The sequence below is a fragment of the Chryseobacterium oleae genome (assembly GCF_900115055.1).
Taxonomy (GTDB): domain Bacteria; phylum Bacteroidota; class Bacteroidia; order Flavobacteriales; family Weeksellaceae; genus Chryseobacterium; species Chryseobacterium oleae.
Genome location: NZ_FOVD01000001.1, coordinates 1064420 through 1085613, shown reverse-complemented (window position 1 = coordinate 1085613; position 21194 = coordinate 1064420). Strand labels below are relative to the sequence as shown.

Below are 21194 nucleotides of genomic sequence, written 5' to 3'. Positions count from 1 at the left end.
GGATGAAAATTGAAGACTTTATGCTGACCTGTCCCAGTAAGAAATTTCTGGGAATTGAATGTTTGGGATGCGGTGCCCAGAGAGCCATTGTGCTCGTTTTTGAAGGGAAGTTTTCAGAAGCTTTTCATCTGTACCCGGCCGTTTATACATTACTGTTGTTTCTGTTTACATTAGGCCTGAGTTTTGTAGATAAAAAAAGGAAGTATGGAAATATTCTGATGATCATGGTTGGTATCAATCTGGTCATCATGATCGTATCGTACTATTATAAACATTTTTATCTGCATGCCCATTGATAAATGAAAGATCAAAATGGGACAATATTTTTTGACAAGCAATTGAGAGGTCTGAAAAAAAAGTCGTAGAATTACTACAAAATATAAATCTCTTAGATAAAAACTTTTTAAATTAGAGCATGAACTCTATCTTTGTTAGACTAGTTTTATGAATAGTATACTCATAAATGATTAAAATATAAGAATATGGCAGGAAATTCAAGAGGAATCTTAAAATTCAATGGAGGTGAAGGACAAAAGTTGTTAAAGCTTAATTACAGCGTATCAAGATCTACTGATGTTTCAGGACGTGTAGCGTCTGACCCGTCAAACGCTTTGATCAAAGTAACCGTAGAAGCAACTGAAAAATCTGATATTCTGGAAAGCTTACTGAATGGTAAATACAAGCCTACAAGCGGTGAGATTACGTTAAATAAATCTCATGAAGAAGGAACACTCATTGCCCTGAAGTGGGAAAACGGATACGTGATCCAGCATGAAATGGATTTTGATGCGATCGATACCAACAGTATGCTGATTAGCTTTGTTATAAGTGCAGAAACTATTTCATACGGAAATTCACTTTACGAAGGATTCTGGCCATTAAGCTAGGTCCCGAGTAGTAAAAAATATAAAGAGACTGTCCCTGAAGACGGTCTTTTTTTACCTGTTGTGAACGCTATTTTCTGGCCAGGAATCTTTGTTTATTTTCAAAAATTCCCGTTTAGATGAATAATATACACATTTTAACACAAATCACTTTATAAAATATGTCTACTACACCAGAACAACCAAAGGGTGCAGCTTTTCGCCCGGCACAGAATGCAGATGGGGTATCCGAGAATCATCATACGGGCATCAACCGTCTGGTAAAGCTTTCCTTAGTCATAGAAGGAAAAATTATCAAATTTTATAAGCATTTTAAATTGAAGCAGAGTACCCAGCGTCACCACGAATTCACGCTGACTCTGGCCCACGATACTTTGGGAGACCGCCAGACCCATTCATTGGAAGATGCCAATAAATTTCTGGGAAAACGTCTTACCGCAGTTATTTCTTATAAAGATATAGACAACAGCCCGGAACGAACCTTTGTAGGAATCATCACCGGAGTGGCATTCAGCCAGGAAAAAATGAGTCTTGGAAACATTGTGCTTACCGGATGCAGTCCTACGATACTATTAGACGGAGCTTCCCATATCCAGAGTTTTGGAGGAAACCAGCCGGTCAATATGGGCATTATTGCAGAAGAAGTGATCAAACAGGGAATCGACAGAGGCCGTTTCGATATTAGAATCGATGCCAATAATTTTTCCCAGATCATCTACAGCAGTCAATACGACGAAACCCACTACAACTATCTGGCAAGAATGGCCGAAGCATATGGCGAACAGTTCTTTTATGATGGCGAAGTCCTGCATTTCGGGAAACTTCCGCCTCAGAATAAACCCATTACCCTGACCTACGGAAGCAGTGCCAATGATATTAAGGTGGAACTGAAAGCTGTACACACCAAACCCCAGTACTACGGGTACAACAGCAACAAACATGAAAAACTTACTTCAGGTTCTACACCAATCCAGCATGTAAGTGATATTGCAAAAACAGCGTACGATCATAACAACAGCATCTACAAAACCCCTGCGCTTCAGATAGCGCCTATCAAAGCCTCCACTCATCTTGATGTGGAATATTCACAGAAAAGCGCTTCAGGAAGTGAGGCGGTCAATGTTTTTTCTATTTCAGGAAATACCACAGTACCATTCCTTCATCCAGGATGTGTGGCCGATGTTCAGATGCGTAAACAGGATTCTAATGAGACATCGTACTTTACAAGAATTATGATCACGGAAGCTGAACATGAAATTGATACTATCGGGCATTATAAGGGAAGTTTTGCCGGAATAGCGGCCGATACAGGATTTCTTCCGAGACCGGAATACAAAATTCCTAAAGCTGAACCACAGACGGCCATCGTTATCTCCAATACAGATCCGGAAGGACAGGGAAGAATACAGGTGCAGTTCGACTGGCAAACCAGCGATACCACCCATTTTATCAGAATGATGAGCCCTGATGCAGGAGGTACAGATCAGATCACACAGAACAGAGGCTATGTAGCCATTCCCGAAGTGGGAGATCAGGTGATGGTGAATTTCGTTCACAGCCATCCCGACAGACCTTTCGTCATGGGAGGAATGTTTCATGGAGGAATCGCTTTAGGCGGCGGGATCAATAATCATCTGAAATCTATCCAAACCCGAAGCGGAATCAGAATTTTAATGAATGACGAAGAAGGAAGCGTAAAGATCATGGATCCCAGCGGAAACATTTATTTTATGGATGGTGCAGGAAATATCAGCATGAAAGCTCCTAAAAACTTTACGTTGAATGCCGGAGATAATATCAACATCACCGCAGGAAAAGAAATTTCGATCAGTGCGGGAGAAGGCATCAACAGCTCAGCCAATAACAGCATTATTTCCACTGCCGGAAAAGATATTGTACAAACTGCTACAGGCGATATCCGTGAATCTTCGGACACCAGAACTGAGATGGTAGAAAAGGAATTTAAAAGACAGTCTGAGACGTCCAATGAAATAGCCGGAGAAATATCTATGTTCAGCGAGCTGGAAAACATGACGATGCAAAGCGGCAAGATTGTAGAATTCAACAGTGCTGAAAAATCAAAACTTTTCTGATATGGCGATCATCAAAACAGCTAAAAATATACAGATCAAGGTCAATGACACTTACCATCTGAATGTAGGCAAAAAGGTTGAAAAAATTGCGCAGAAGATCAATGTGGAAGCACAGAAGAACAATCTTGTTTTGGCAAGCAATAAGAAAATAATGTCTCATGGGAACAAGTAAATTAAGAATTCTGATTCTTTTTATTGCAGGTAGTTTCTCACTCATCAATTGTCAAAATAAAAAAATGGAACAAAAATACAGCTGGCTAGGCACCGTTTCGGCACCCATGGAATATCCTATGGAAGTTTACAAAGGAGGCATCATTGCAGATGATTTCACCTACAGCTTCGATGCCATCTGGGGAACCCAAAATACAGGCTGGGGAAATGAAGGCGGAACCATGAGCGTAGAAACCCGTCAGATGGATATTCCCAATAAGCTGGAATTTACGTGGTATTCTTTGGTGGAAAATACATTTTACACCGGAAAATGGGACCTGGATAAAGAAAAAATAAAAGGACTTTTTGAAAAAGGGTTTATCGATCAGGATAACGGTAAAAAAACCACTTACACCAATTTTATTGTTGGACTTGCTCCAAAAGGAAAGGTTGTTCTTTGGATCAACGGGCCGGGAAACCAGAAAGAAGTGGGTGTTTTTCAGGCTCATGATACCATCATTACTCAGGAAAAAGCATACGATAATGCCAAATATATGTTGAAAGAAGGTTTTGCAGAAAGAATGCTTAAAGACCCTTCCTATGAAACATTCAAGCCGGAAACCAGAGTTAAAATAGAAAAAGAAGGCTATCCCGCTCCGGATATCTATGAGGCTTACAGAGAAAAATTTAACTGGAAACCCACGGTAATCCTGCCGGAAGGAAGTGAATGGATCGATTTCGGGCTTAATAACTATAACGGTGAGCAGGAAAATCTTTTCGGAGAAACCCTGACTGGTGATACTTATAAAAGTCGTGCAGTTCCGAAATTCTGCGGTTTTTACTGGAGAGATAAAAATAAAAACAGATACGCAGTATGGGTAGATGCTTTTGACGAGAAAGAAATCTTTGAACGCTTCCATCAACTTGGAAAAGAAAAGAATATAGATCTTATCATTAAAGTGAATGCAGATAATACCGGCGCAAGTTTATCATTAAAGAACGAAAAGGAAGAACTGCCGATCAAAAATTCAAAGGTCAGATTTTCCCGTAAAATAGAGTAAGAAGCAACAGTGAAAAGAATTTCTGTATCTGTTAAAATCTGTCAATAAAAATTAAAATAAAACCATGCACAATAATAAATTTGGAGATTATACACCGGAAATATCCAAAGAGGAAGTGTTAGATATTACTCTTGGGGTGTTTTTTGACGGAACTTTGAACAACAAGACCAATACTATCGAAAGAAGAGAAAAAACGGCCGATTACAAGAAAAACGGAGGAAAGCCGGGTGACAACAACAGTTATAATAATGACTGGAGTAATGTAGCGCGTTTATGGGATAATTACGATAAAAATTTTGGCATTTATATAGAAGGAATCGGAACGGAAGATAAGGAGGAAGATTCTATGCTTGGGTATGCTTTCGGAACAGGAGATACCGGGATCCGCGGAAAAGTCCGAAAAGGCTGTGAAGAGATCGTGAAAAAAGTAAAGAATATTAAAAGTTCGAAAAAAGCGGATAAGATTGCTGTCCTTACTTTTGATGTTTTCGGTTTCAGCCGTGGTGCCGCCGCAGCAAGAAATTTCGTTCATGAAATAGGAAAATCAAAATATAAAGCTAAAACCACTACGGTTTCATATGAAGGTACGACCATTACTTCCCATTCGGACAGTGATGGAACCGGCGTAGAAGACGAGGATCTTCCAAAATGGGGGCATCTGGGTCTGAAGCTGCAGGAAGCCGGAATTGAAGTAGGTATACTGAAGGTGAGATTTTTGGGCATTTACGACACGGTTTCATCCTACTCCAAAAACTTATCTCCAAAACCAAACTTTCACAATGATGTGGAAGAACTGGGACTGGATGATATCGGAAGGGCACAAACCATTATCCATTTTGTTGCTGAAAATGAGCACAGAGAAAACTTTGACCTAACCAATGTAAGTATAGGAACAGAAAAAATATTTCCCGGTGTACACTGTGATGTGGGCGGAGCTTATGAAGAAGGACCTGAAATCTGGGAAGAAGTGGAAACCTCATGGACGACCAGTACAAAATTAAAAACATTAAGACAGCAGCTGATCAATGATGCATGGTATAAGGAAGATGAGCTGACGATTATGCCCGGATTTTATCTGTCATTAAGGGGGGAACGTAAACTTTTGAAAAAGACCTATAGCTATATTCCCTTGCATTTTATGGCAGAGTACGGCGTTGAAAAAACAGTTCCACTCAAAATAAAAAAACTTACCGATGAAACCTATTCCATTTCAGGGGATCAGTTGCTGTTAAGAGTGAAAGACCGTTTGAGACCCTATGCCATGGCAGATGGAAAACAATATGTCTTTAAAAGATATAAAGAAGTTGAAACCGCTTACGGCGGAGCCTCCATACCGGAACAGAAATACGCTGACTACCAGAAAGAAATGAAAGAGCAGGACGATCTGAGAATACTCAGAAATAAATACCTGCACTGGTCTGCAAGAAGAGAGGGTATAGGAATGGATCCTACCTCAGACAGAGAAAGGGTAATCCATAAAGCGTAATTGCATGAATAAACATCTGGCGTTAAGGGTAGGAATTTTATTACTGGGATTTATCCTGATCTATGTCTATGACCAGTGGGACTCATGGTTCCATCCGGTGCAGTCCATAGGAGGAAACAGCGGGATGTCCATTCCGATGCACCTGGTCTTAAATGTTTGCTGGATCGCTTTATGGTGTTTATTTCTTTTGATGGAGATTGTAGTGAGCTTTTTTACTAAAAATAATAAGAACAGGAGTACAAATTTAATATTGATCGGGTCGGGCATCGTGCTGCTGATCATGTACATAATGAGTATTAAGTAGGAAATACTGACAGAGAACAGGGATGCCGGATCATTTTTATGCAGAAATTTAATATACATACCGTCCAGACAGAGGAGAGCCTGAAAAGTATAGCCTCGCTGTACCATCTAGATGCTGGTGCTTTAAAGTTATTTCACAATAACCACTGCGATGTCAAGGATATGATCCTGATTGAGCTAACAGGCCAGAAGGAACTTTTTCTTCCAAGAACAGCAGTGACGGATAAAACCCGGCTGGTGCCGTTTGGAAGAGGAAACAGCCTTGTTTTTCAACCTGAAAATTCATTCTGCAGATATGGCGTTTCTATCAATATGGAAAGCAACGACCGCAAGAATGAACTGAAATATGAAACCTCAGTACGTTGGCTTAAAAAGGAGACTAAGCTGCATTTTTTTGAAATAGACAGAACCTCCAATCTTTTTCTGAACGAAGAGGAAGTCAATGAAATAGCAGATCTCCTGGCCTATAAAACATCCAAAGTTTTGTATCCCTTACAGATCAGTGTGGATGAGCAGGGGAAATTCAATTCGGTGGAAAATATTTCGGTGTTTAAAGAAAGATGGGCCGCTGTAAAAGAGGAAGTGTATAAAGAATTTGAAGGAGAAACGGTAGACAGCTACTGTGAAAAGATAGAAAAAATAATAGATGAGCCGGAGGTGATCAGTCTTTATCTTAAGAATGATTATTTCATCAGAACATTGTTTTTTGGGGCTTATCAGAGTTTCGGACAGGATTATGAAACAGAATTAACAGAAAGTTTTCCTGTGGTAGATAATCCGGTAGAACCGAAATATGAAATAAAACTGGAAATTGATCCGCTGAAAGGAGAATCCGGTCTGGTTAATATAGAAGGTGAAGGAAAATTAAATGATGAAAGAAGTACCTATGATTTCATCAACAAAGCCCCTTTTTCAATGATCATTGAGGATAACCCGGTGATGAATCAGGAAGGGAATTTCAGGATCGTTTATTATCTGAACGGGCAGAATTTACTGGTGAAATCAATGTATTTGGAATGCGACCTGCAACTCGAGAAGAAAAAGAAAATATCAGTAGTCATTGCGATGCTGACTGAATAATTGAAAAAAAAAACTAACAAAATGAAAATTAAACCAAATCATAAATTATCCATCCTTGTTTTTATATTGAGCTTTAGCCTGCATTTCGGGCAAAAATTGGAGTTTAACGTCCCGAAAGATATCGAGACCTTACAGAATTCTATTTTTGATTTTAAAAATGATTTCACCCAGGACGAACCGAAAGCCGCTGCGGCATCAGATACCGATTTTACAACCACTGTTGACCTTTATCATTTGAAATATGAAGGCGACCAGAAAAATCCTTATCTGACTTTGGCTTTAAAAAATGGCGCTAAATCCAAACAATTTATCCAGCAGGCGGTATGGAATGTCAATATGAAAAAGGTCTCTGCGAAAAGCACAAAAGTGACTGTTTTTCTTGAGAAAGTAATTCCGGACAGCTGGTCGAAAAAAGAAGTAGATACCAAACTGACCAAATCTACTGGAAAAGTAGAAAAAGAGATCAAAGAATTTCTTTTAACCTACAAACGCCCGGAACCTTCAAATGATGATGATGCCTCACTAACTGACAGCGCAGCCACTACCTATAGTACCGCTGTCATGACAACGGATATGATTGCAGAAAATCCGAAGCAGAAAAAAGTTTCAAAAAAGCTGCAGAGCCTGTTCGGGAAGAAACAGTTTATAGCGTTACCGGCCTCGTCCGATACCTTTACAAAACTTTTACAGGTACAGCCTACCCAACCGGAATGCAAAGACTGCAAAGGCGGAAAATACTCCAATTGGGATTTCGACGATTTCAATATGATCTACGCCAGTATGAGCACAGGTCTGGAATATTATGCTATCCAGTATTACGGACAGGATATGGTGTCTGGATTACCGCATGGGTTGGTATTTAATGACAGCTCACCATCAGAATGTAAACAAAAATTTGCAAGATATAACGCACAGCTTTATCAGACCGTAGGAGAAACGGAAGAAAATTCAGAAAAAGCCCTTACCGTTGTGACGTTTAAGATGAATTCCTCTTTCGTCCGTCTTGAATTTGGAAATGAATATTTAACCCGACTAGTAATTTCAAATAAAGAATTTTAACCATGGCAGAAAAACATATTGTAGTACAGGGTGCTATGTGCAAATGCCAGTTCGGACAGCTTCCGGACAAACTCAAAGTGCTCTCACACCAGAAAGAATACGCGAATGATAAAAACGCCTCCAAAAAACTCATCGTCACCACGAAAGAAATTGGAGCGGCCACATTCGAGAAAAATACATTCGGAAACTGCATCAAAATGGGAGTTCCGCCACCGCCATGCAAAATCATGGTCACGGAGTGGAAAGATTTCTATGAAAAAGTACAGCTTAATAACGGCGGCTATATTATCGTTGAAACCAGCAAGGCCATCTGTGCCATTGCCGGAACACCGTGTATTGAAATTATAGACCACGGACAGAGAACGGAAGGCAGCCCGCAGAATTTTAAAAATGCGGATAAAGATGTACAGCAGCAGATCAATCCATTGGTGGATTCAGAAGAAATGTATAATGAACAGCCTGCCTATGGTGGGGAAGATGGTGTAATCTAAACGACAGACAAATGGCTAAAGGAGTAAAAAAAATACAGGTTACAAAAGGACTTTACTATCCCGATATGTCGGTGAAAGGCCAGAGAGTAACGCTAAAACCTGATCAGTGGGTTTATTTTGGCGTTGAAGAATGGCTGCCCGGAACGACTGCCGAAGATAAAAAGAAAGAAATTATCTGGATGAGGCAGACCAATAACCGGAAAATCATCATCAATCAGGCACCCTCAAAAGGAGGCTACAAATTCCTGATCTCCAAACAGTTTTGCGGAAGCTATCATTACTATATTGAAGCAAGTCTGTCCGGAAAAAGAGATCCGAAAAACAATACAGGACTCTATGTAAAAGGCTGGTGTGATCCTAAAATTGTTACCAGCAAATGGACAACTCAAAGAGGAAGTAAAACGAGTATTAAAAACCAGAATAAGGGAAATTTCATTTCTTATGGCCACGTGGTTTATCTTAATCTGATGACGGAAGGTCTTAATGGAAATACCGTAACGATCGAACTCTGGAATCAGCAGACTGCAAAAAAAGATAAGCTGGTTCATGTCTACAATAATGTTCAGGTTATAGACGGAGAGGTCAATTTAAAAATAGAAAATACCTACTCGTGGATGGCTCATGTAGATAACATCCAAAATGTAGAAGAATTTTATATCAAAGTAAAAGATACTGCTTCCAAACAGTACATCAAAGATAATCTGGGTGATGATCTTCACGCGATCTATCTGAACGTAAAAAATAAAGTGGTCACTACCAATGCCAATGTCAGCAAAAATCAGACGCCTACAAAAGTATACAAGCCGGATGTAAATTCCGTCCGTCAGGAACCTTGCCGCTTTGAAATGATCAAGATCACCGAAAGTGAAGTGAAAGACGGAAAAGCCAGTAATACGACGGTAACTGTTTTTGATAATGGTAAGGGAATTAAAAAAATACAGTCGGCTGCCCTGCAGGAACGTATCGAGAGAACAATCTATTATAAATTTGACTCTACGGTCATCGATAAAGACGGAGTAGCCATCCTCAATAATGTACTCAAGTTTCTTCTGGAACACAGAGACTCAACCATGAATCTGAGCGGTTATGCCTGCGTGATTGGAAAACAGAATTACAATAAAGGACTGTCCCAGAGAAGAGCCGATGTCGTAAAGAAATTTTTTGCAGACGGAGGCCTTGATCCAAGCAGAATCATTTCCGTTGGGAAAGGAGAAGTAGATCCTACAGACGATAAAATGGGGAAGGATAATATCCGGTTCAAAAATGAAAAGGACTACGAGAGTAACAGAAGAGTAGATATCTCTTTTGTATTCAATGCTCATGATGCCCAGACCATTAATTATGAAGTCGTAGCTCCGACGGAGTCAACGAAAAAAGACCTTACGATTGATATCTCCGGATTTGATACCAATGAATGCTACCATGGCAGTAAAAACAAGCATAAAAAGCAGATCCTGATGATCGACGTGGGTCAGGCGGTAGATAAAGGAGATACCAAACAGACCTTTGCCCCATCGTCTTTTAATTATAAAGTCTACTCGAATATGTCGAGGTTCAATGCTGCTCCCATAAACTATATCTGGCCTATAGCAACCAATCCGAATCAGTTCCATATGAACATTCACAGTTGCAGATATTTCAGTAACGATAAAAGAACAACGGTTTTAATTAAAGCCTATCCGGATATTAAATGGGAACTTGCACTGGAATTTCAGGTGAATGTTTCCAACTATAAAGCATCCAATATGCCGGCGGGGAATATCTACGCCAAGCATCAGGAAAAATCCAGACAGGCAGGGTACAAAAGAATGCAGCTGAATAAAGACGGAAAAGTTCCGATCAATGTAGGTGTAGGATTGTCCGCAGAATGGGATGCCGGCCGGGAAAAAAGAAGCTTTACCAACGAGTTTGCAGATAAAATAGAGGTGGTCGCCAGAATGATAGCCACCGCTGTAAATATTGTTCAGAATGCCATCAACTATGCTCAGAGTGCTGCAAAAGAAACCGCTATTCCCGTTGGTTTCAATCTCAGATATCCTAAATTTACCGTTGTAGGAAAATGGTATCTGGAGAGAGTCAATGAGAGAGCTGCTTTGAGCGTTATCGGAGAAGTAGGTTTTGGTTTCAAACCCCTGATAGGCGCAGAAGTCGTTATTGATATCATCGGTGCAGCCATTGCCGTAGCTTCTTATGGAGCCACCGGGAACCCTGCCGCAGCGAAAATTATCAATAAATTCAGAGGCGGACTGGAAAAACTGGGCGCTTCTGTTACCTTTACCGCAACATTCTATGGTGAATTGGAAATCATGGTGGATGCCCTGAAAATTGACAGTATTAACGGGATCAATATGCAGGGGAAAACAACGATCGGAGGGAAAATGGGCGCTACCATAGAACTCAGTATCAGTATTGAAGTAGGGACGGTAAAAGGAACCAAAGCAAAACCCATTGTTACGTTTAAAGCGGCAGCCAAAGCTGATTCCTATTTTGGAGGTGATATTGTGCTGGATTCTGACACGACAGGATTATTTATCCAGCCTGTTCTGAAATTTTCAGGAGTTGTTCTTTCTGTAGAGATTGAAGGTGAAGTAGGCTGGTGGAAAAGTAATTTCAAAGTAGAAGAAAAGGTGATGAAAGAAGAAACTTACTATATGGATAAAAAATATTTAACTTAAATTCAGGTATGCATAATTTTAAAAAACCATTATATTCCGTTTATCCCAGAATGTATTGTTCTGGAACCATTTATGTAAATGATGTTCCCGTCATAGACTGGTACGGAGATGAGACCAAAGAAGGCGGATTCGGAGGAGACACCATGATCAACCAGGCGCTGCTTCAGAGCGGGAAATATCAGGTAGTCGGAAAAATGTATCCTCGTTTGGGAAAAAATGTTTTGGATGAAGATGATACCTTATCGGTAGATTTCTTTTGTGCAGATTTTGATAACTGGAAGGCATCCCGTGCTGAATTTCGCCCTAAAATGGAATCTCCATGGGACGGACTCACTGAGAATGTTCAGCATCCCACGTTTAATGTGGCCAGCGAAATAGAAGTGGAACTTCCTTTTGTATTGGACGGTTGGCAGCATTCGGTAGATTTTAAAGATGTGAAAAAAGAAGACCTCTTCAGCGATGTTTTCAAATATTATAAACAGATACGCGCCGTATTGGTTGAGCACAATGCCGGAAAATACCTGGAAATGTCTCATGATAAGATGCAGCTTCAGGAACAGGCTTTATATTATTCCGAAGACCGGAAAAAAAGGTTTTTAGACAGTGCCGGTCAGTTGTTTGGCCAGAATTTAGCTGTTGAGGAACTTAATGAGGCTGATTTGCACCTTGAAATCATGGGCTATGGTAAATTGGTAAGACTCATGAGAAAAGACGGATCTCAGCCGCTTCAGTTCATAAGTCCGGATCTTGAAAAGCAGGGCAATATTGAAATGGAAATCAAGCTTCACATGAGAACGAAGGAAAAAGGATTTAGTATTATTTAAAATATCGGGTTAATGACTTTTTTTGGAGGGTTTGTAGCTGTGGTTGTTCTGTTTTCTATATTTTTAGGATACAGGATTTTTTCAAAAATTTCGGATAAAAAACAGAATTCCGGAAAAACAGGAGATTTTCTTGAGAAGGCATTTCTCTTGTTTTTTGTTTCGTTAATAATGGTTTCCATTAATGGATTAACGTTCATTTTATCCTACTCATTTTTTTGGGAGAAAGCCTACAGAACTTTCGATGAACCCCAATATACCGCAACCGTGGTGGGTTATAAAAAGGAAATCACAAAAGGTAAAAACTTTTCAAATTCCTCATACAGCGACAGAGTCATCTTCTTTCCAAGAGTGGAATACACCGATGCCAATGGTAAGAAAATGGTAAAAACACTGGACATTACGAGTAATGATCCACCCGCTTTGGGTGAAAAAGTAAAAATTACAGATGCTGAAAATCAGGAGAATACCAATGCTGTGGAACTGGATTGGGTAATGCTGGCCGCTGGAGGTATCTTTACTGGGGTTGCTGCATTTTTAGCGGCACTGCTTGCTACTTACGGTGCATCGGATAGCATGAAAAAAAGACTGAGATGGTCTTTGAGAGCAGGACTGGTACTCATTTTGATCAACGTACTCTGTATCGTATTTATCTATTTAAAACAATAAAAATACTTAACCTGTTTTCGCAAAGGAAGAAAAGGAGAATGACATTAATAAATCAAAATATAAACTATTATGAAAAAAGGAAAATTCCTGATATTGATTTTCGTGGTATTGATTAATATCTGCTGCGGAAATAAATCATTTGATCTTTCATCCGTCTCTCTGGGCGAAGAAGCAACGAAGTATGATTTTGAAAATAAAGATGTATTTCTGAAAGACAAAGGCAGTAAACCGGATGTTGTTCAATATTATGCAGATGAAAATAAAGGTTTGACGTATGCTGGAATTCCTTTAGACAATACAATGGGAACAAGAATTACCGTATACAAAGGGAAAGTAGGCGCAGTTGACACCAATGCCGCTGAAAAAAGCTCCCTGGAATTTGTTGAAAAAATTGCGGGAAAACATGGAAAACCTACTGCTACTGTGACCGATAAAGCCACTGTAGATGCTAAAATAGTAAAGCAGATTTTTGAAAAGCTTAAGAAAGTAGCACCGGATAAAGTGTCATGGAACCAGGGTGAGAAAAACTCTTTTACCTATCCTACTTCTTTTTTCTGGGACGATGGGAAAAACTATTCCATCCTGAGTATTTCTATCGAAGACGATGGAAGAATCAGAAATAAATATGTCACCGTGACCAAAGATGCGTACAGAAACGATGCGGTCTTCGGATTAAAATATCCTACTCCACAGGGATCTCCGTGGTATCAGTACATGAAATAATCCTTGTAAAGAAAATTTTACTTAAAATGAAATATAAAATTAGACATATTTTAGTGATGTTGGGATGCCTTATAGCACTTAGCTGTAATTCTCAAAAGAAGGAGGATGTAAGACTTATAGGTAAATGGCAGGGAGGTCTTAAAGATTCTAAGACAGGAGGTTTAATAGAACACATTGTTTTGGAATTTACCAACGATGGGAAATTTCTTCAGCATGTAGGGGAAGGGCAAATGAAAAACACAGTAGAATCAGCCTATGAATTACGGGATGATAAAATAATCACCATTGAGAAAGATACGAAGGAAAAGGCGGAAAGTAAATACACCATTAAAAATGACACATTGATCATTCTATATGAAGGGATGGAAAATAAGTACATTAAACTTAAGCAGTAAATGTATTTAAATACTTTTAAGATTAAATTTTACAACAAAATAAAAGGGCCGGTTCAAAACATTGAACCGGCCTTATTATTTTTAGTCAACAGATTATTTCACAATAAACTTCAAAGTAGACTGATCAAGCTTTAAAATATAAATTCCCTGCTCAAGATTTTTAATCTTAATAGAATTTCCATTTTTAAAAGGACTGTTAATCGTCTGAAGTGTTTTCCCCTGAAGATTATAGATTTCTGCTTTTTTGATGTCCTTTGTATCTCCCTTTACAAAGATTTCCTGCCCTGAGATCGGGTTAGGGTAAACCTGAAGCTCCTGAACCGCAGTTTCGTCAGCGGCTACTTTTTGAGCCTGTTTTGCCGTTCCCGAATAGCAGGTCCATTTAAGATCATCAATCGCTACTCTGTTGCTGGATGAGCTGTTCACAAGACTTACCGTCACATTTCCTGAAGTATTGATATTATTGATGGTCGTAGTGGTTGCAGTAGTGCTGTAAGGTACCGTTCCTACGGTTGTTCCGTTTACTTTTACATCAAAAGTTCCGTTACTTCCGGAAAATTTAAGCTGAGTAGTTACCGTCAGTGATCCGATACCGTTCGCAGAACTTCCCGAAGTTAAAGATCCTGACCTTATCGTAATGGCTTTGCTGTTGATAGTCTGGTCTGTTCTGGCATCAGTTGCAGTCCATGAAATACCACTTCCTGTCCACGTTCTTGTCGTGTAAGAAGCATTGGCAGCCGGAATTGCTTCAAAAGTTTCGTTCACACAGCCTGTCCCCGGATTAGGTGTTCCCGGATCTGTAGGCCCCGGATTGGAAGAACCCCAGATTTGATTTACATAATTAGGATTGTCGATGAATGGGTTTCTGTTCCCCTGATAAGTATAAGACGCATTATTTCTTCCAATTTCAGCTGCCGAAACAGGATCCTGATTGTGCCATGCCAGAAGAACATTCAGTTCCCAGGTCTGTAGTCCCGGAAATGTTGAGCTTCCTAACATATTACCCGAAGAAAAAGTAGAAAGTTTGCTCTGATAACGGGTTACAAAATAGAAAATCATTCGGGCTACATCTCCTTTAAACTCGTCGATCGGCTCAAATACCGTTCCTGCATATCCTGAAGAAGAAGAACTTCCCAGCTTGGATCCGTTTTTAGAAGTAAATGTTGCCGAACCTACCTTTCCGAAAGGATAATTGCTTCTCATTCCATTCACCTTTCCGTCTGTAGCTCTGATAAAGTGAATATCCGAAACCATCGGCGAAGATTCATTGAATAAACTTTGAGGAACAATATGTTCTCTGTTGTAGCAGTTTCCTTCTACAGAATACGTTCCACACTGATTGGTTCCCGGAGTATATTTGTAAGGATCAGCTCCTGAAGGTTTTTCTGAATAAATATCCATGATCGAACCGTCATTCTCGTAGTTTTTGTCAATGTCAGTCGTTTTATAACCTGTCCATAATCCACCATATCCTTTGTCCTGATGTCCGTTTGTAATGATAGAACTTAATGCCGTTTTCAGCGCGGCACCGCTTAATCCATTCGCTGAATTGTAATACCCTGCAGGAGCCTGGGCATTGGCAAACCCCGCTATTACAGTACATAAGATCAATTTTTTCATATCAATAAAATTTCTGTAAGAATACTATATTTTCACGAATAAGAAATTACATAATTGTTAATTTTAAAATGTACCGCATGCAGTTTATCAGGATTACAGATAAAATATTTAACTGAATTTATAGCATGATATAGTAACCTGTTTTTCAGTTTCCATAATGATGGTGGAGTACAATTTTATCGGAGATAAAATCTTTGCGCCTTAAAACAATATGAAGATAAAAAATCTTTTGCGCCTTTTGCGTTTGAACTAACATTTTACATTCAATACAAAAAAATCCGGCACAGAAAAACGGCACCGGATTGTATATAAAATTGGTTTAAAGATCTTACTTTCTCTGAGGAGGATAATTTTTCATGATCTCAGCCATAATCTCAGGAATCTGTCTCTGCTTAGACTTTGGTGAATCCACAGAAATTCCGCTTCCTATTCCCTGCCAAACCAGTTTGTTGGATTTAGAATCAATCAGATCAACGATGATTGCACCTTCATTATAGTTGCTCGTCCATGTTCTGCTCATGCCAACACCCCATCCGAAAGGACCGCCCCATCCCCACATTCCGTAAGGAGAAGCATTGTTGGTGATGTCTGTTACTTTTTTATGATTCGCTTTTACATTAACGATCAGATCAGGATTCTCGCCGGACTGAAGCCCTTTGGCCTGAAGCTGTCTCGATAGCTCGTTTAAAACTCTGTCTTTATCAATATCATTCAGTTTCAGATCGTCAATTCTGATCTTATAGGTTTTATAAGTCGTAAAATTGGCCGTTTCCGCATAATCTGAACGCACCTGGAAAGGACTGCACGATGTAAGGCCTAATGCAGCCGTGGCTAACAAAATAAAAATATATTTTTTCATTTTATTTATTTTTTTTATCGTTTTTAATGAATGTATCCGTCTTTTTATCGTACCCGTAAGGACAGTGTCTGCAGCCGCTTTTACAGCAATATCCCCTTTTCAGATGGAATTTTTCTGTAAAAACCTTGTACCCCTGTTCATTGTAGTAGAAGTCTTCACCTTCTTTGATGTCATATTGGGCCATAAGTTAAATCTCTAAGTCAAAAAACTTTATATTTGTTAGTATGATAATTATATGCCAAAAGCCCTTAAAAAAATTAAAAATTAACGGCATTGCTCTCTTTCCCTTTATCTTCATTAGGAAACCCGAAGATAAGGAAAATAATGTACTTATCAATCACGAAAAAATCCATCTGAGACAGCAGCTGGAAATGCTTATTATTTTCTTTTACATTGTTTACGTCATCGAATATTACTACTGGTTTTTCAAACTCAAAGATGGTTTCCTTGCCTATAAAAGGATCTCATTTGAACGGGAAGCCTACGCAAACGAAAAGGATCTGGATTATCTGAAGAAAAGGAGATTCTGGAATTTCAGGAAGTATTTGTAATGAATGTAAAATGTAAAATGTAAAATGTTTACCTTAAAATTCAATAGGGGTGGGCTTTAGCCCGCCTTCCAAAAATAAATTCACATTCATGGGGCTTTAGCCAAAACCTAAAATTTAAACACAAATTGCACAAATATTCCCACAAATAATCACAAATGCATTTAACATCATCATCTGTGAAAATCTGTGTCATCCGAGGTTAAAAAAATAATTGTTCATAATTTTTTGTATTTCCCATCATAAAAATAAAAAGCAACCTTAAAATTCAATAGGGGTGGGCTTTAGCCCGCCTTCCAAAAATAAATTCACATTCATGGGGCTTTAGCCAAAACCTAAAATTTAAACACAAATTGCACAAATATTCCCACAAATAATCACAAATGCATTTAACATCATCATCTGTGAAAATCTGTGTCATCCGAGGTTAAAAAAATAATTGTTCATAATTTTTTGTATTTCCCATCATAAAAATAAAAAGCAATCTTAAAATTCAATAGGGGTGGGCTTTAGCCCGCCTTCAGGAAATAAGCCGCCTCTATCCGGCTTTAGCCAAAACCTAAAACACAAATTGCACAAATATTCCCACAAATAATCACAAATGCATTTAACATCATGATCTGTGAAAATCTGTGCCATCCGTGGTTAAAAAATAACCTTACATTTTTCTGTGTTCTTTAATGTAAAAAAACAAAATGATTTACGGCGTTATATAAACTCACAGAAACACAAATCTTTTACTAATTTTGCAGATAATAGTTAAACAACAAAAATGCTATTAAAAGCCCCGGCAGAACCCATTCCCATTCAGGAAATACCTATTGAGAACAACATAAAACTCTTCATCAAAAGAGAAGACCTTATTCATCCCCAAATCTCAGGAAACAAATACTGGAAACTCTTTTACAATATCAACAGCTATCTGGAAAAAAATCCGGAAAACCCTTATGTCATTACCTTCGGAGGAGCTTATTCTAATCACATTGCTGCGGTTTCTGCTGCAGGAAGCTTGTCGGGCATTCAGACATTGGGAATCATAAGAGGTGAAGAGCTCGAACATAAATGGCGTGATAATCCTACACTGCTTTTTGCGAAAAGAAACGGGATGAATCTGAAATTTGTCACCCGTGAAGAATACCGCCACAAAGAAAAACTGACGGAATTTTTACAGAACGAATTCCCAAATGCCCTGATCATCCCTGAAGGAGGCACCAATGAAGAGGCTGTAGCAGGCGTGAAAATGATGCTGAATGACCAAACAAAAGATTTTGATTATCTTTGCACCGCAGTCGGAACCGGAGGAACGGTTGCCGGAATAGCAAAATTTTGTGAAGAAAATCAGAAAGTTATAGGATTTAAGGTCGTTGACGATGCTTCACTTGAGAATAAAATTTTAGAATTAACTTCAGGAAAGAATTTTAATCTAATAGATTCATGTTTTGGAGGTTATGGTAAAATAAAAGATGAAAACATCCGTTTTATCAATGATTTTAAAGAGAAATACGGTATTCCTTTGGAGCCGGTGTATACGGGAAAAATGATGCAGAAAGTTTTCGAACTGATAGATGAAGGATATTTTCCTGAGAATAGCAGGGTTTTGTGCTTTCATACCGGCGGATTGCAGGGTATTGAAGGAGCCAATCTGCTTTTGGAAAAACAGAATAGAAATTTAATTATATAAGTAAAAATTGAAAAACATGAAAAGACTTTTCTTACTCGTAAGCCTTTTAGTTTTATCAAAATTCTCAGCTCAATCTTGGGCTACTGAAGACCAGTACATTCAGAAATTCGCTAAATATGCGGTAGAGGAAATGGAAAAGTATAAAATTCCCGCTTCTATTACATTGGCTCAGGGACTCTTAGAGACCGGGGGAGGGCAAAGCAGACTGGCTCAGGAAGGCAAAAATCACTTCGGAATAAAATGTAAAGAAGACTGGACAGGAAAAACCATGAAGCATACGGATGACGCTCCCAATGAATGCTTCCGTGTTTATGACGATCCGAGACAGTCCTACGAAGATCATTCGGTATTTTTATCGACAAGAAAATATTACGCAAACCTTTTCAATCTGAATATGAAAGATTACAAAGCGTGGGCACATGGTCTTAAAAAAGCAGGGTACGCAACGAATCCCCGTTATGCTTCCATCCTGATCACTAAAATTGAAAAATACAGACTTTATGAGTTCGACGATACCAGCTCAAGAGAAGTTCTGTATGCTGTTCTTAAAATGTATCCGGATCTGAAAGATGACCGAACATTTATGGCTCAGCTGGAACCTTCAAAAATGGTTACCAAGAAAGCGAAAGATCAGGTTACCGTAGAAGTTCCTTATAAGCAAACTTCTTATGCTCAGCAGCAAAAAAGAGTGGAAAGAATTAAAACAAAAGCTGAAGTTCTTAATTCAATTCTTATCAAAACCCATCCTAACGAAGGTTTAAGATATATTGTCATTCCTGAAGATACTACCGTTAAATTCATTGCAGATAAATTCAGAGTAAGCGAGAGCAGACTTGTTAAATGGAATGAACTGGAAAGCGATGTATTAAAGAAAAACGATATTGTATTCCTTGAATCTAAAAATTCTGCAGGAAATACAGCCGTCTACAAAGCTGAATCCGGTGAAGATATGCACGATATCGCTCAGAAATTCGGAATCAAATTACATAAATTATACGCAAAAAACAGAATGGACGAAGGACAAAAACCGTCTGCAGGCCAGCTGATTTATTTGATTGATAAAAAACCCAGAAATTAATTTTTTGTTGTAAGTTTCTGGTGGACAGTTGCTCATTAATTGTAAAACTATAAGCTTTCAACGTTCAACTAAAATATGAAATACCAAAGAAGTTCGGCTTTATTTGATGAAGCCTACAAATACATTCCGGGAGGAGTTAATTCTCCGGTTAGAGCATTCAAATCAGTAGGAGGAGTTCCTGTATTCATGAAATCGGCAAAAGGAGCTTACCTTACCGATGCAGATGACAATACCTATATCGACTATATCAATTCATGGGGACCGGCTATTTTAGGTCACACCCATCCTGAAGTACTGGAAGAACTGAAAATACAGGCTGAAAAAGGCTTTTCTTTCGGAGCCCCTACAGAACTGGAAACAGAAATTGCAAAATTCATCGTAGAAAATGTCCCGAATATAGACCAGATCAGAATGGTTTCTTCAGGTACGGAAGCATGTATGAGTGCTGTAAGACTGGCCAGAGGCTTTACAAAAAGAGACAAGATCGTTAAATTTGAAGGCTGTTATCATGGACACTCAGATTCATTCCTGATCAAGGCGGGAAGTGGTGCAGCTACTTTCGGAAACCCGAATTCTCCGGGTGTAACGGAAGGAACAGCTAAAGACACTCTTTTGGCCCGTTATAACGATTTTGAGCAGGTAGAAGATTTGTTCCGTCACAACCAGGGACAAATTGCAGCCGTAATCATTGAGCCTGTTGCCGGAAACATGGGTTGTGTACTTCCTGAAAACAATTTCCTTCAAAACTTAAGAAAGATCTGTGATGAAAACGGAGCTCTATTGATTTTTGATGAGGTAATGACCGGTTTCAGACTGGCTTTCGGAGGCGCACAGGAATTGTATAATGTGAAAGCTGACCTTGTTACTTACGGAAAAGTGATCGGTGGAGGACTTCCGGTAGGCGCATTTGCAGGAAGAAACGAAATTATGGATCACCTGGCACCTAAAGGAGGCGTTTATCAGGCCGGAACCTTAAGTGGAAATCCATTGGCGATGAGAGCCGGATTGAAAACATTACAGCTGATCAAAAATGATCCTGAATTCTTTAACAGAATCAACAAAACAGCAGAAACACTGGATTTTGGAATCGGAAAAATTCTGAATGAAAAAGGAATTGCCCATAAAATCAACAGAAAAGGATCGATGATGTCTGTATTTTTCCACATCAACAGCGTTTCTAATTTTGATGAAGCTGCGGCTTCCAATCATTCACTGTTTAATAATTTCTTTCACCAGATGCTTCAGAATGGAATATATCTTCCGCCAAGTGGCTATGAAACGTATTTCATTAGTGATGCGATCAAGGACAAAGAAATTGACAGGACGCTTGAAGCAGTAAGAAATTTTGATTTTTCTTAAAATTAAACAAATACATTATAATAGAACCGGGTTTTATAATCCGGTTCTTTTTTTACTATAAAGTTTCTGGGCTAATGTCATATAAAATAATCTGATCACACAGATTGATGTCTGAAATTTTTTTTGAACCATTAAGGTGAATGAAGGAGATAAGTTTAG

At 38.9% G+C, this 21194-nt stretch carries 22 protein-coding genes; 19 read left to right on the top strand and 3 right to left on the bottom strand.

Annotated elements, in window-relative coordinates:
• Positions 1 to 2 precede the first annotated feature (2 nt).
• The 15 genes from BM143_RS04830 to BM143_RS04765 all read left to right on the top strand — a co-directional run bounded on the left by BM143_RS04830 (position 3) and on the right by BM143_RS04765 (position 13890).
• Positions 3 to 296 carry a DUF2752 domain-containing protein gene (locus tag BM143_RS04830; RefSeq protein WP_090023452.1) on the top strand — a complete coding sequence of 98 codons (294 nt, stop codon included), beginning with the start codon at positions 3 to 5 and terminating at the stop codon, positions 294 to 296.
• Between the two features lie 186 nt (positions 297 to 482).
• Positions 483 to 887 (top strand): type VI secretion system tube protein TssD, encoded by a 405-nt coding sequence (gene tssD, locus BM143_RS04825; protein WP_090023450.1) that lies wholly within the window; start codon positions 483 to 485, stop codon positions 885 to 887.
• Positions 888 to 1045: 158 nt separating this feature from the next.
• Positions 1046 to 2977 carry a type VI secretion system Vgr family protein gene (locus BM143_RS04820; protein ID WP_090023448.1) on the top strand — a complete coding sequence of 644 codons (1932 nt, stop codon included), beginning with the start codon at positions 1046 to 1048 and terminating at the stop codon, positions 2975 to 2977.
• Between the two features lies 1 nt (position 2978).
• Positions 2979 to 3149 (top strand): hypothetical protein, encoded by a 171-nt coding sequence (locus tag BM143_RS23900; protein ID WP_156122705.1) that lies wholly within the window; start codon positions 2979 to 2981, stop codon positions 3147 to 3149.
• Positions 3150 to 3213: 64 nt separating this feature from the next.
• Entirely contained in the window at positions 3214 to 4188 is a 975-nt protein-coding gene (locus BM143_RS04815; RefSeq protein ID WP_262484246.1) for a DUF2931 family protein, read from the top strand.
• Positions 4189 to 4252: 64 nt separating this feature from the next.
• The gene (locus BM143_RS04810; protein ID WP_090023445.1) at positions 4253 to 5674 is read left to right on the top strand and encodes a T6SS phospholipase effector Tle1-like catalytic domain-containing protein; all 1422 of its coding nucleotides are present in this window, start codon (positions 4253 to 4255) and stop codon (positions 5672 to 5674) included.
• Positions 5675 to 5678: 4 nt separating this feature from the next.
• Positions 5679 to 5978 (top strand): hypothetical protein, encoded by a 300-nt coding sequence (locus BM143_RS23710; RefSeq protein ID WP_139221988.1) that lies wholly within the window; start codon positions 5679 to 5681, stop codon positions 5976 to 5978.
• Between the two features lie 38 nt (positions 5979 to 6016).
• Positions 6017 to 7057, top strand: coding sequence for a hypothetical protein (locus tag BM143_RS04800; RefSeq protein ID WP_090023441.1), 1041 nt, complete (start codon positions 6017 to 6019; stop codon positions 7055 to 7057).
• Between the two features lie 21 nt (positions 7058 to 7078).
• Entirely contained in the window at positions 7079 to 8116 is a 1038-nt protein-coding gene (locus BM143_RS04795; protein WP_139221987.1) for a hypothetical protein, read from the top strand.
• Positions 8117 to 8118: 2 nt separating this feature from the next.
• Positions 8119 to 8607: a DUF4280 domain-containing protein gene (locus BM143_RS04790; protein WP_047449413.1), complete on the top strand. Its 489-nt coding sequence runs from the start codon at positions 8119 to 8121 to the stop codon at positions 8605 to 8607.
• A gap of 11 nt (positions 8608 to 8618) precedes the next feature.
• Positions 8619 to 11282 (top strand): OmpA family protein, encoded by a 2664-nt coding sequence (locus BM143_RS04785; protein WP_090023437.1) that lies wholly within the window; start codon positions 8619 to 8621, stop codon positions 11280 to 11282.
• Positions 11283 to 11290: 8 nt separating this feature from the next.
• Entirely contained in the window at positions 11291 to 12106 is an 816-nt protein-coding gene (locus BM143_RS04780; RefSeq protein ID WP_228407837.1) for a hypothetical protein, read from the top strand.
• Between the two features lie 12 nt (positions 12107 to 12118).
• Positions 12119 to 12772, top strand: coding sequence for a hypothetical protein (locus BM143_RS04775; RefSeq protein WP_090023435.1), 654 nt, complete (start codon positions 12119 to 12121; stop codon positions 12770 to 12772).
• Positions 12773 to 12841: 69 nt separating this feature from the next.
• Complete coding sequence (locus BM143_RS04770; RefSeq protein ID WP_090023433.1) at positions 12842 to 13495, top strand: hypothetical protein; 654 nt, start codon at positions 12842 to 12844, stop codon at positions 13493 to 13495.
• Between the two features lie 26 nt (positions 13496 to 13521).
• Positions 13522 to 13890: a hypothetical protein gene (locus BM143_RS04765; RefSeq protein ID WP_090023431.1), complete on the top strand. Its 369-nt coding sequence runs from the start codon at positions 13522 to 13524 to the stop codon at positions 13888 to 13890.
• A gap of 93 nt (positions 13891 to 13983) precedes the next feature.
• Here the strand turns inward: BM143_RS04765 and BM143_RS04760 are convergent, their stop codons facing one another.
• The 3 genes from BM143_RS04760 to BM143_RS04750 all read right to left on the bottom strand — a co-directional run bounded on the left by BM143_RS04760 (position 13984) and on the right by BM143_RS04750 (position 16553).
• A complete protein-coding gene (locus BM143_RS04760) occupies positions 13984 to 15510 on the bottom strand; it encodes an endonuclease (protein ID WP_090023429.1) in 1527 nt (508 codons plus the stop codon).
• A gap of 328 nt (positions 15511 to 15838) precedes the next feature.
• Positions 15839 to 16369: a DUF4136 domain-containing protein gene (locus BM143_RS04755; protein WP_090023427.1), complete on the bottom strand. Its 531-nt coding sequence runs from the start codon at positions 16367 to 16369 to the stop codon at positions 15839 to 15841.
• 1 nt (position 16370) lies between these two features.
• A complete protein-coding gene (locus BM143_RS04750; RefSeq protein WP_048502239.1) occupies positions 16371 to 16553 on the bottom strand; it encodes a DUF5522 domain-containing protein in 183 nt (60 codons plus the stop codon).
• Positions 16554 to 16593: 40 nt separating this feature from the next.
• Between BM143_RS04750 and BM143_RS04745 the strand changes: the two genes are divergently transcribed.
• From BM143_RS04745 to hemL, 4 genes are all read left to right on the top strand, one after another.
• Positions 16594 to 16920 carry a hypothetical protein gene (locus BM143_RS04745; RefSeq protein ID WP_090023425.1) on the top strand — a complete coding sequence of 109 codons (327 nt, stop codon included), beginning with the start codon at positions 16594 to 16596 and terminating at the stop codon, positions 16918 to 16920.
• 769 nt (positions 16921 to 17689) lie between these two features.
• The gene (locus BM143_RS04740; RefSeq protein ID WP_090023423.1) at positions 17690 to 18598 is read left to right on the top strand and encodes a 1-aminocyclopropane-1-carboxylate deaminase/D-cysteine desulfhydrase; all 909 of its coding nucleotides are present in this window, start codon (positions 17690 to 17692) and stop codon (positions 18596 to 18598) included.
• A gap of 16 nt (positions 18599 to 18614) precedes the next feature.
• Complete coding sequence (locus BM143_RS04735; RefSeq protein ID WP_090023420.1) at positions 18615 to 19676, top strand: glucosaminidase domain-containing protein; 1062 nt, start codon at positions 18615 to 18617, stop codon at positions 19674 to 19676.
• A gap of 75 nt (positions 19677 to 19751) precedes the next feature.
• The gene (hemL, locus tag BM143_RS04730; protein ID WP_090023418.1) at positions 19752 to 21035 is read left to right on the top strand and encodes a glutamate-1-semialdehyde 2,1-aminomutase; all 1284 of its coding nucleotides are present in this window, start codon (positions 19752 to 19754) and stop codon (positions 21033 to 21035) included.
• Positions 21036 to 21194 lie beyond the last annotated feature (159 nt).

Excerpts from the sequence above, each read along its gene's own strand:
- BM143_RS04830 (WP_090023452.1), top strand. The coding sequence starts at position 3 with ATGAAAATTGAAGACTTTATGCTGACCTGTCCCAGTAAGAAATTTCTG.
- tssD (WP_090023450.1), top strand. The coding sequence starts at position 483 with ATGGCAGGAAATTCAAGAGGAATCTTAAAATTCAATGGAGGTGAAGGA.
- BM143_RS04820 (WP_090023448.1), top strand. The coding sequence starts at position 1,046 with ATGTCTACTACACCAGAACAACCAAAGGGTGCAGCTTTTCGCCCGGCA.
- BM143_RS23900 (WP_156122705.1), top strand. The coding sequence starts at position 2,979 with ATGGCGATCATCAAAACAGCTAAAAATATACAGATCAAGGTCAATGAC.
- BM143_RS04815 (WP_262484246.1), top strand. The coding sequence starts at position 3,214 with ATGGAACAAAAATACAGCTGGCTAGGCACCGTTTCGGCACCCATGGAA.
- BM143_RS04810 (WP_090023445.1), top strand. The coding sequence starts at position 4,253 with ATGCACAATAATAAATTTGGAGATTATACACCGGAAATATCCAAAGAG.
- BM143_RS23710 (WP_139221988.1), top strand. The coding sequence starts at position 5,679 with ATGAATAAACATCTGGCGTTAAGGGTAGGAATTTTATTACTGGGATTT.
- BM143_RS04800 (WP_090023441.1), top strand. The coding sequence starts at position 6,017 with ATGCAGAAATTTAATATACATACCGTCCAGACAGAGGAGAGCCTGAAA.
- BM143_RS04795 (WP_139221987.1), top strand. The coding sequence starts at position 7,079 with ATGAAAATTAAACCAAATCATAAATTATCCATCCTTGTTTTTATATTG.
- BM143_RS04790 (WP_047449413.1), top strand. The coding sequence starts at position 8,119 with ATGGCAGAAAAACATATTGTAGTACAGGGTGCTATGTGCAAATGCCAG.
- BM143_RS04785 (WP_090023437.1), top strand. The coding sequence starts at position 8,619 with ATGGCTAAAGGAGTAAAAAAAATACAGGTTACAAAAGGACTTTACTAT.
- BM143_RS04780 (WP_228407837.1), top strand. The coding sequence starts at position 11,291 with ATGCATAATTTTAAAAAACCATTATATTCCGTTTATCCCAGAATGTAT.
- BM143_RS04775 (WP_090023435.1), top strand. The coding sequence starts at position 12,119 with ATGACTTTTTTTGGAGGGTTTGTAGCTGTGGTTGTTCTGTTTTCTATA.
- BM143_RS04770 (WP_090023433.1), top strand. The coding sequence starts at position 12,842 with ATGAAAAAAGGAAAATTCCTGATATTGATTTTCGTGGTATTGATTAAT.
- BM143_RS04765 (WP_090023431.1), top strand. The coding sequence starts at position 13,522 with ATGAAATATAAAATTAGACATATTTTAGTGATGTTGGGATGCCTTATA.
- BM143_RS04760 (WP_090023429.1), bottom strand. The coding sequence starts at position 15,510 with ATGAAAAAATTGATCTTATGTACTGTAATAGCGGGGTTTGCCAATGCC.
- BM143_RS04755 (WP_090023427.1), bottom strand. The coding sequence starts at position 16,369 with ATGAAAAAATATATTTTTATTTTGTTAGCCACGGCTGCATTAGGCCTT.
- BM143_RS04750 (WP_048502239.1), bottom strand. The coding sequence starts at position 16,553 with ATGGCCCAATATGACATCAAAGAAGGTGAAGACTTCTACTACAATGAA.
- BM143_RS04745 (WP_090023425.1), top strand. The coding sequence starts at position 16,594 with ATGATAATTATATGCCAAAAGCCCTTAAAAAAATTAAAAATTAACGGC.
- BM143_RS04740 (WP_090023423.1), top strand. The coding sequence starts at position 17,690 with ATGCTATTAAAAGCCCCGGCAGAACCCATTCCCATTCAGGAAATACCT.
- BM143_RS04735 (WP_090023420.1), top strand. The coding sequence starts at position 18,615 with ATGAAAAGACTTTTCTTACTCGTAAGCCTTTTAGTTTTATCAAAATTC.
- hemL (WP_090023418.1), top strand. The coding sequence starts at position 19,752 with ATGAAATACCAAAGAAGTTCGGCTTTATTTGATGAAGCCTACAAATAC.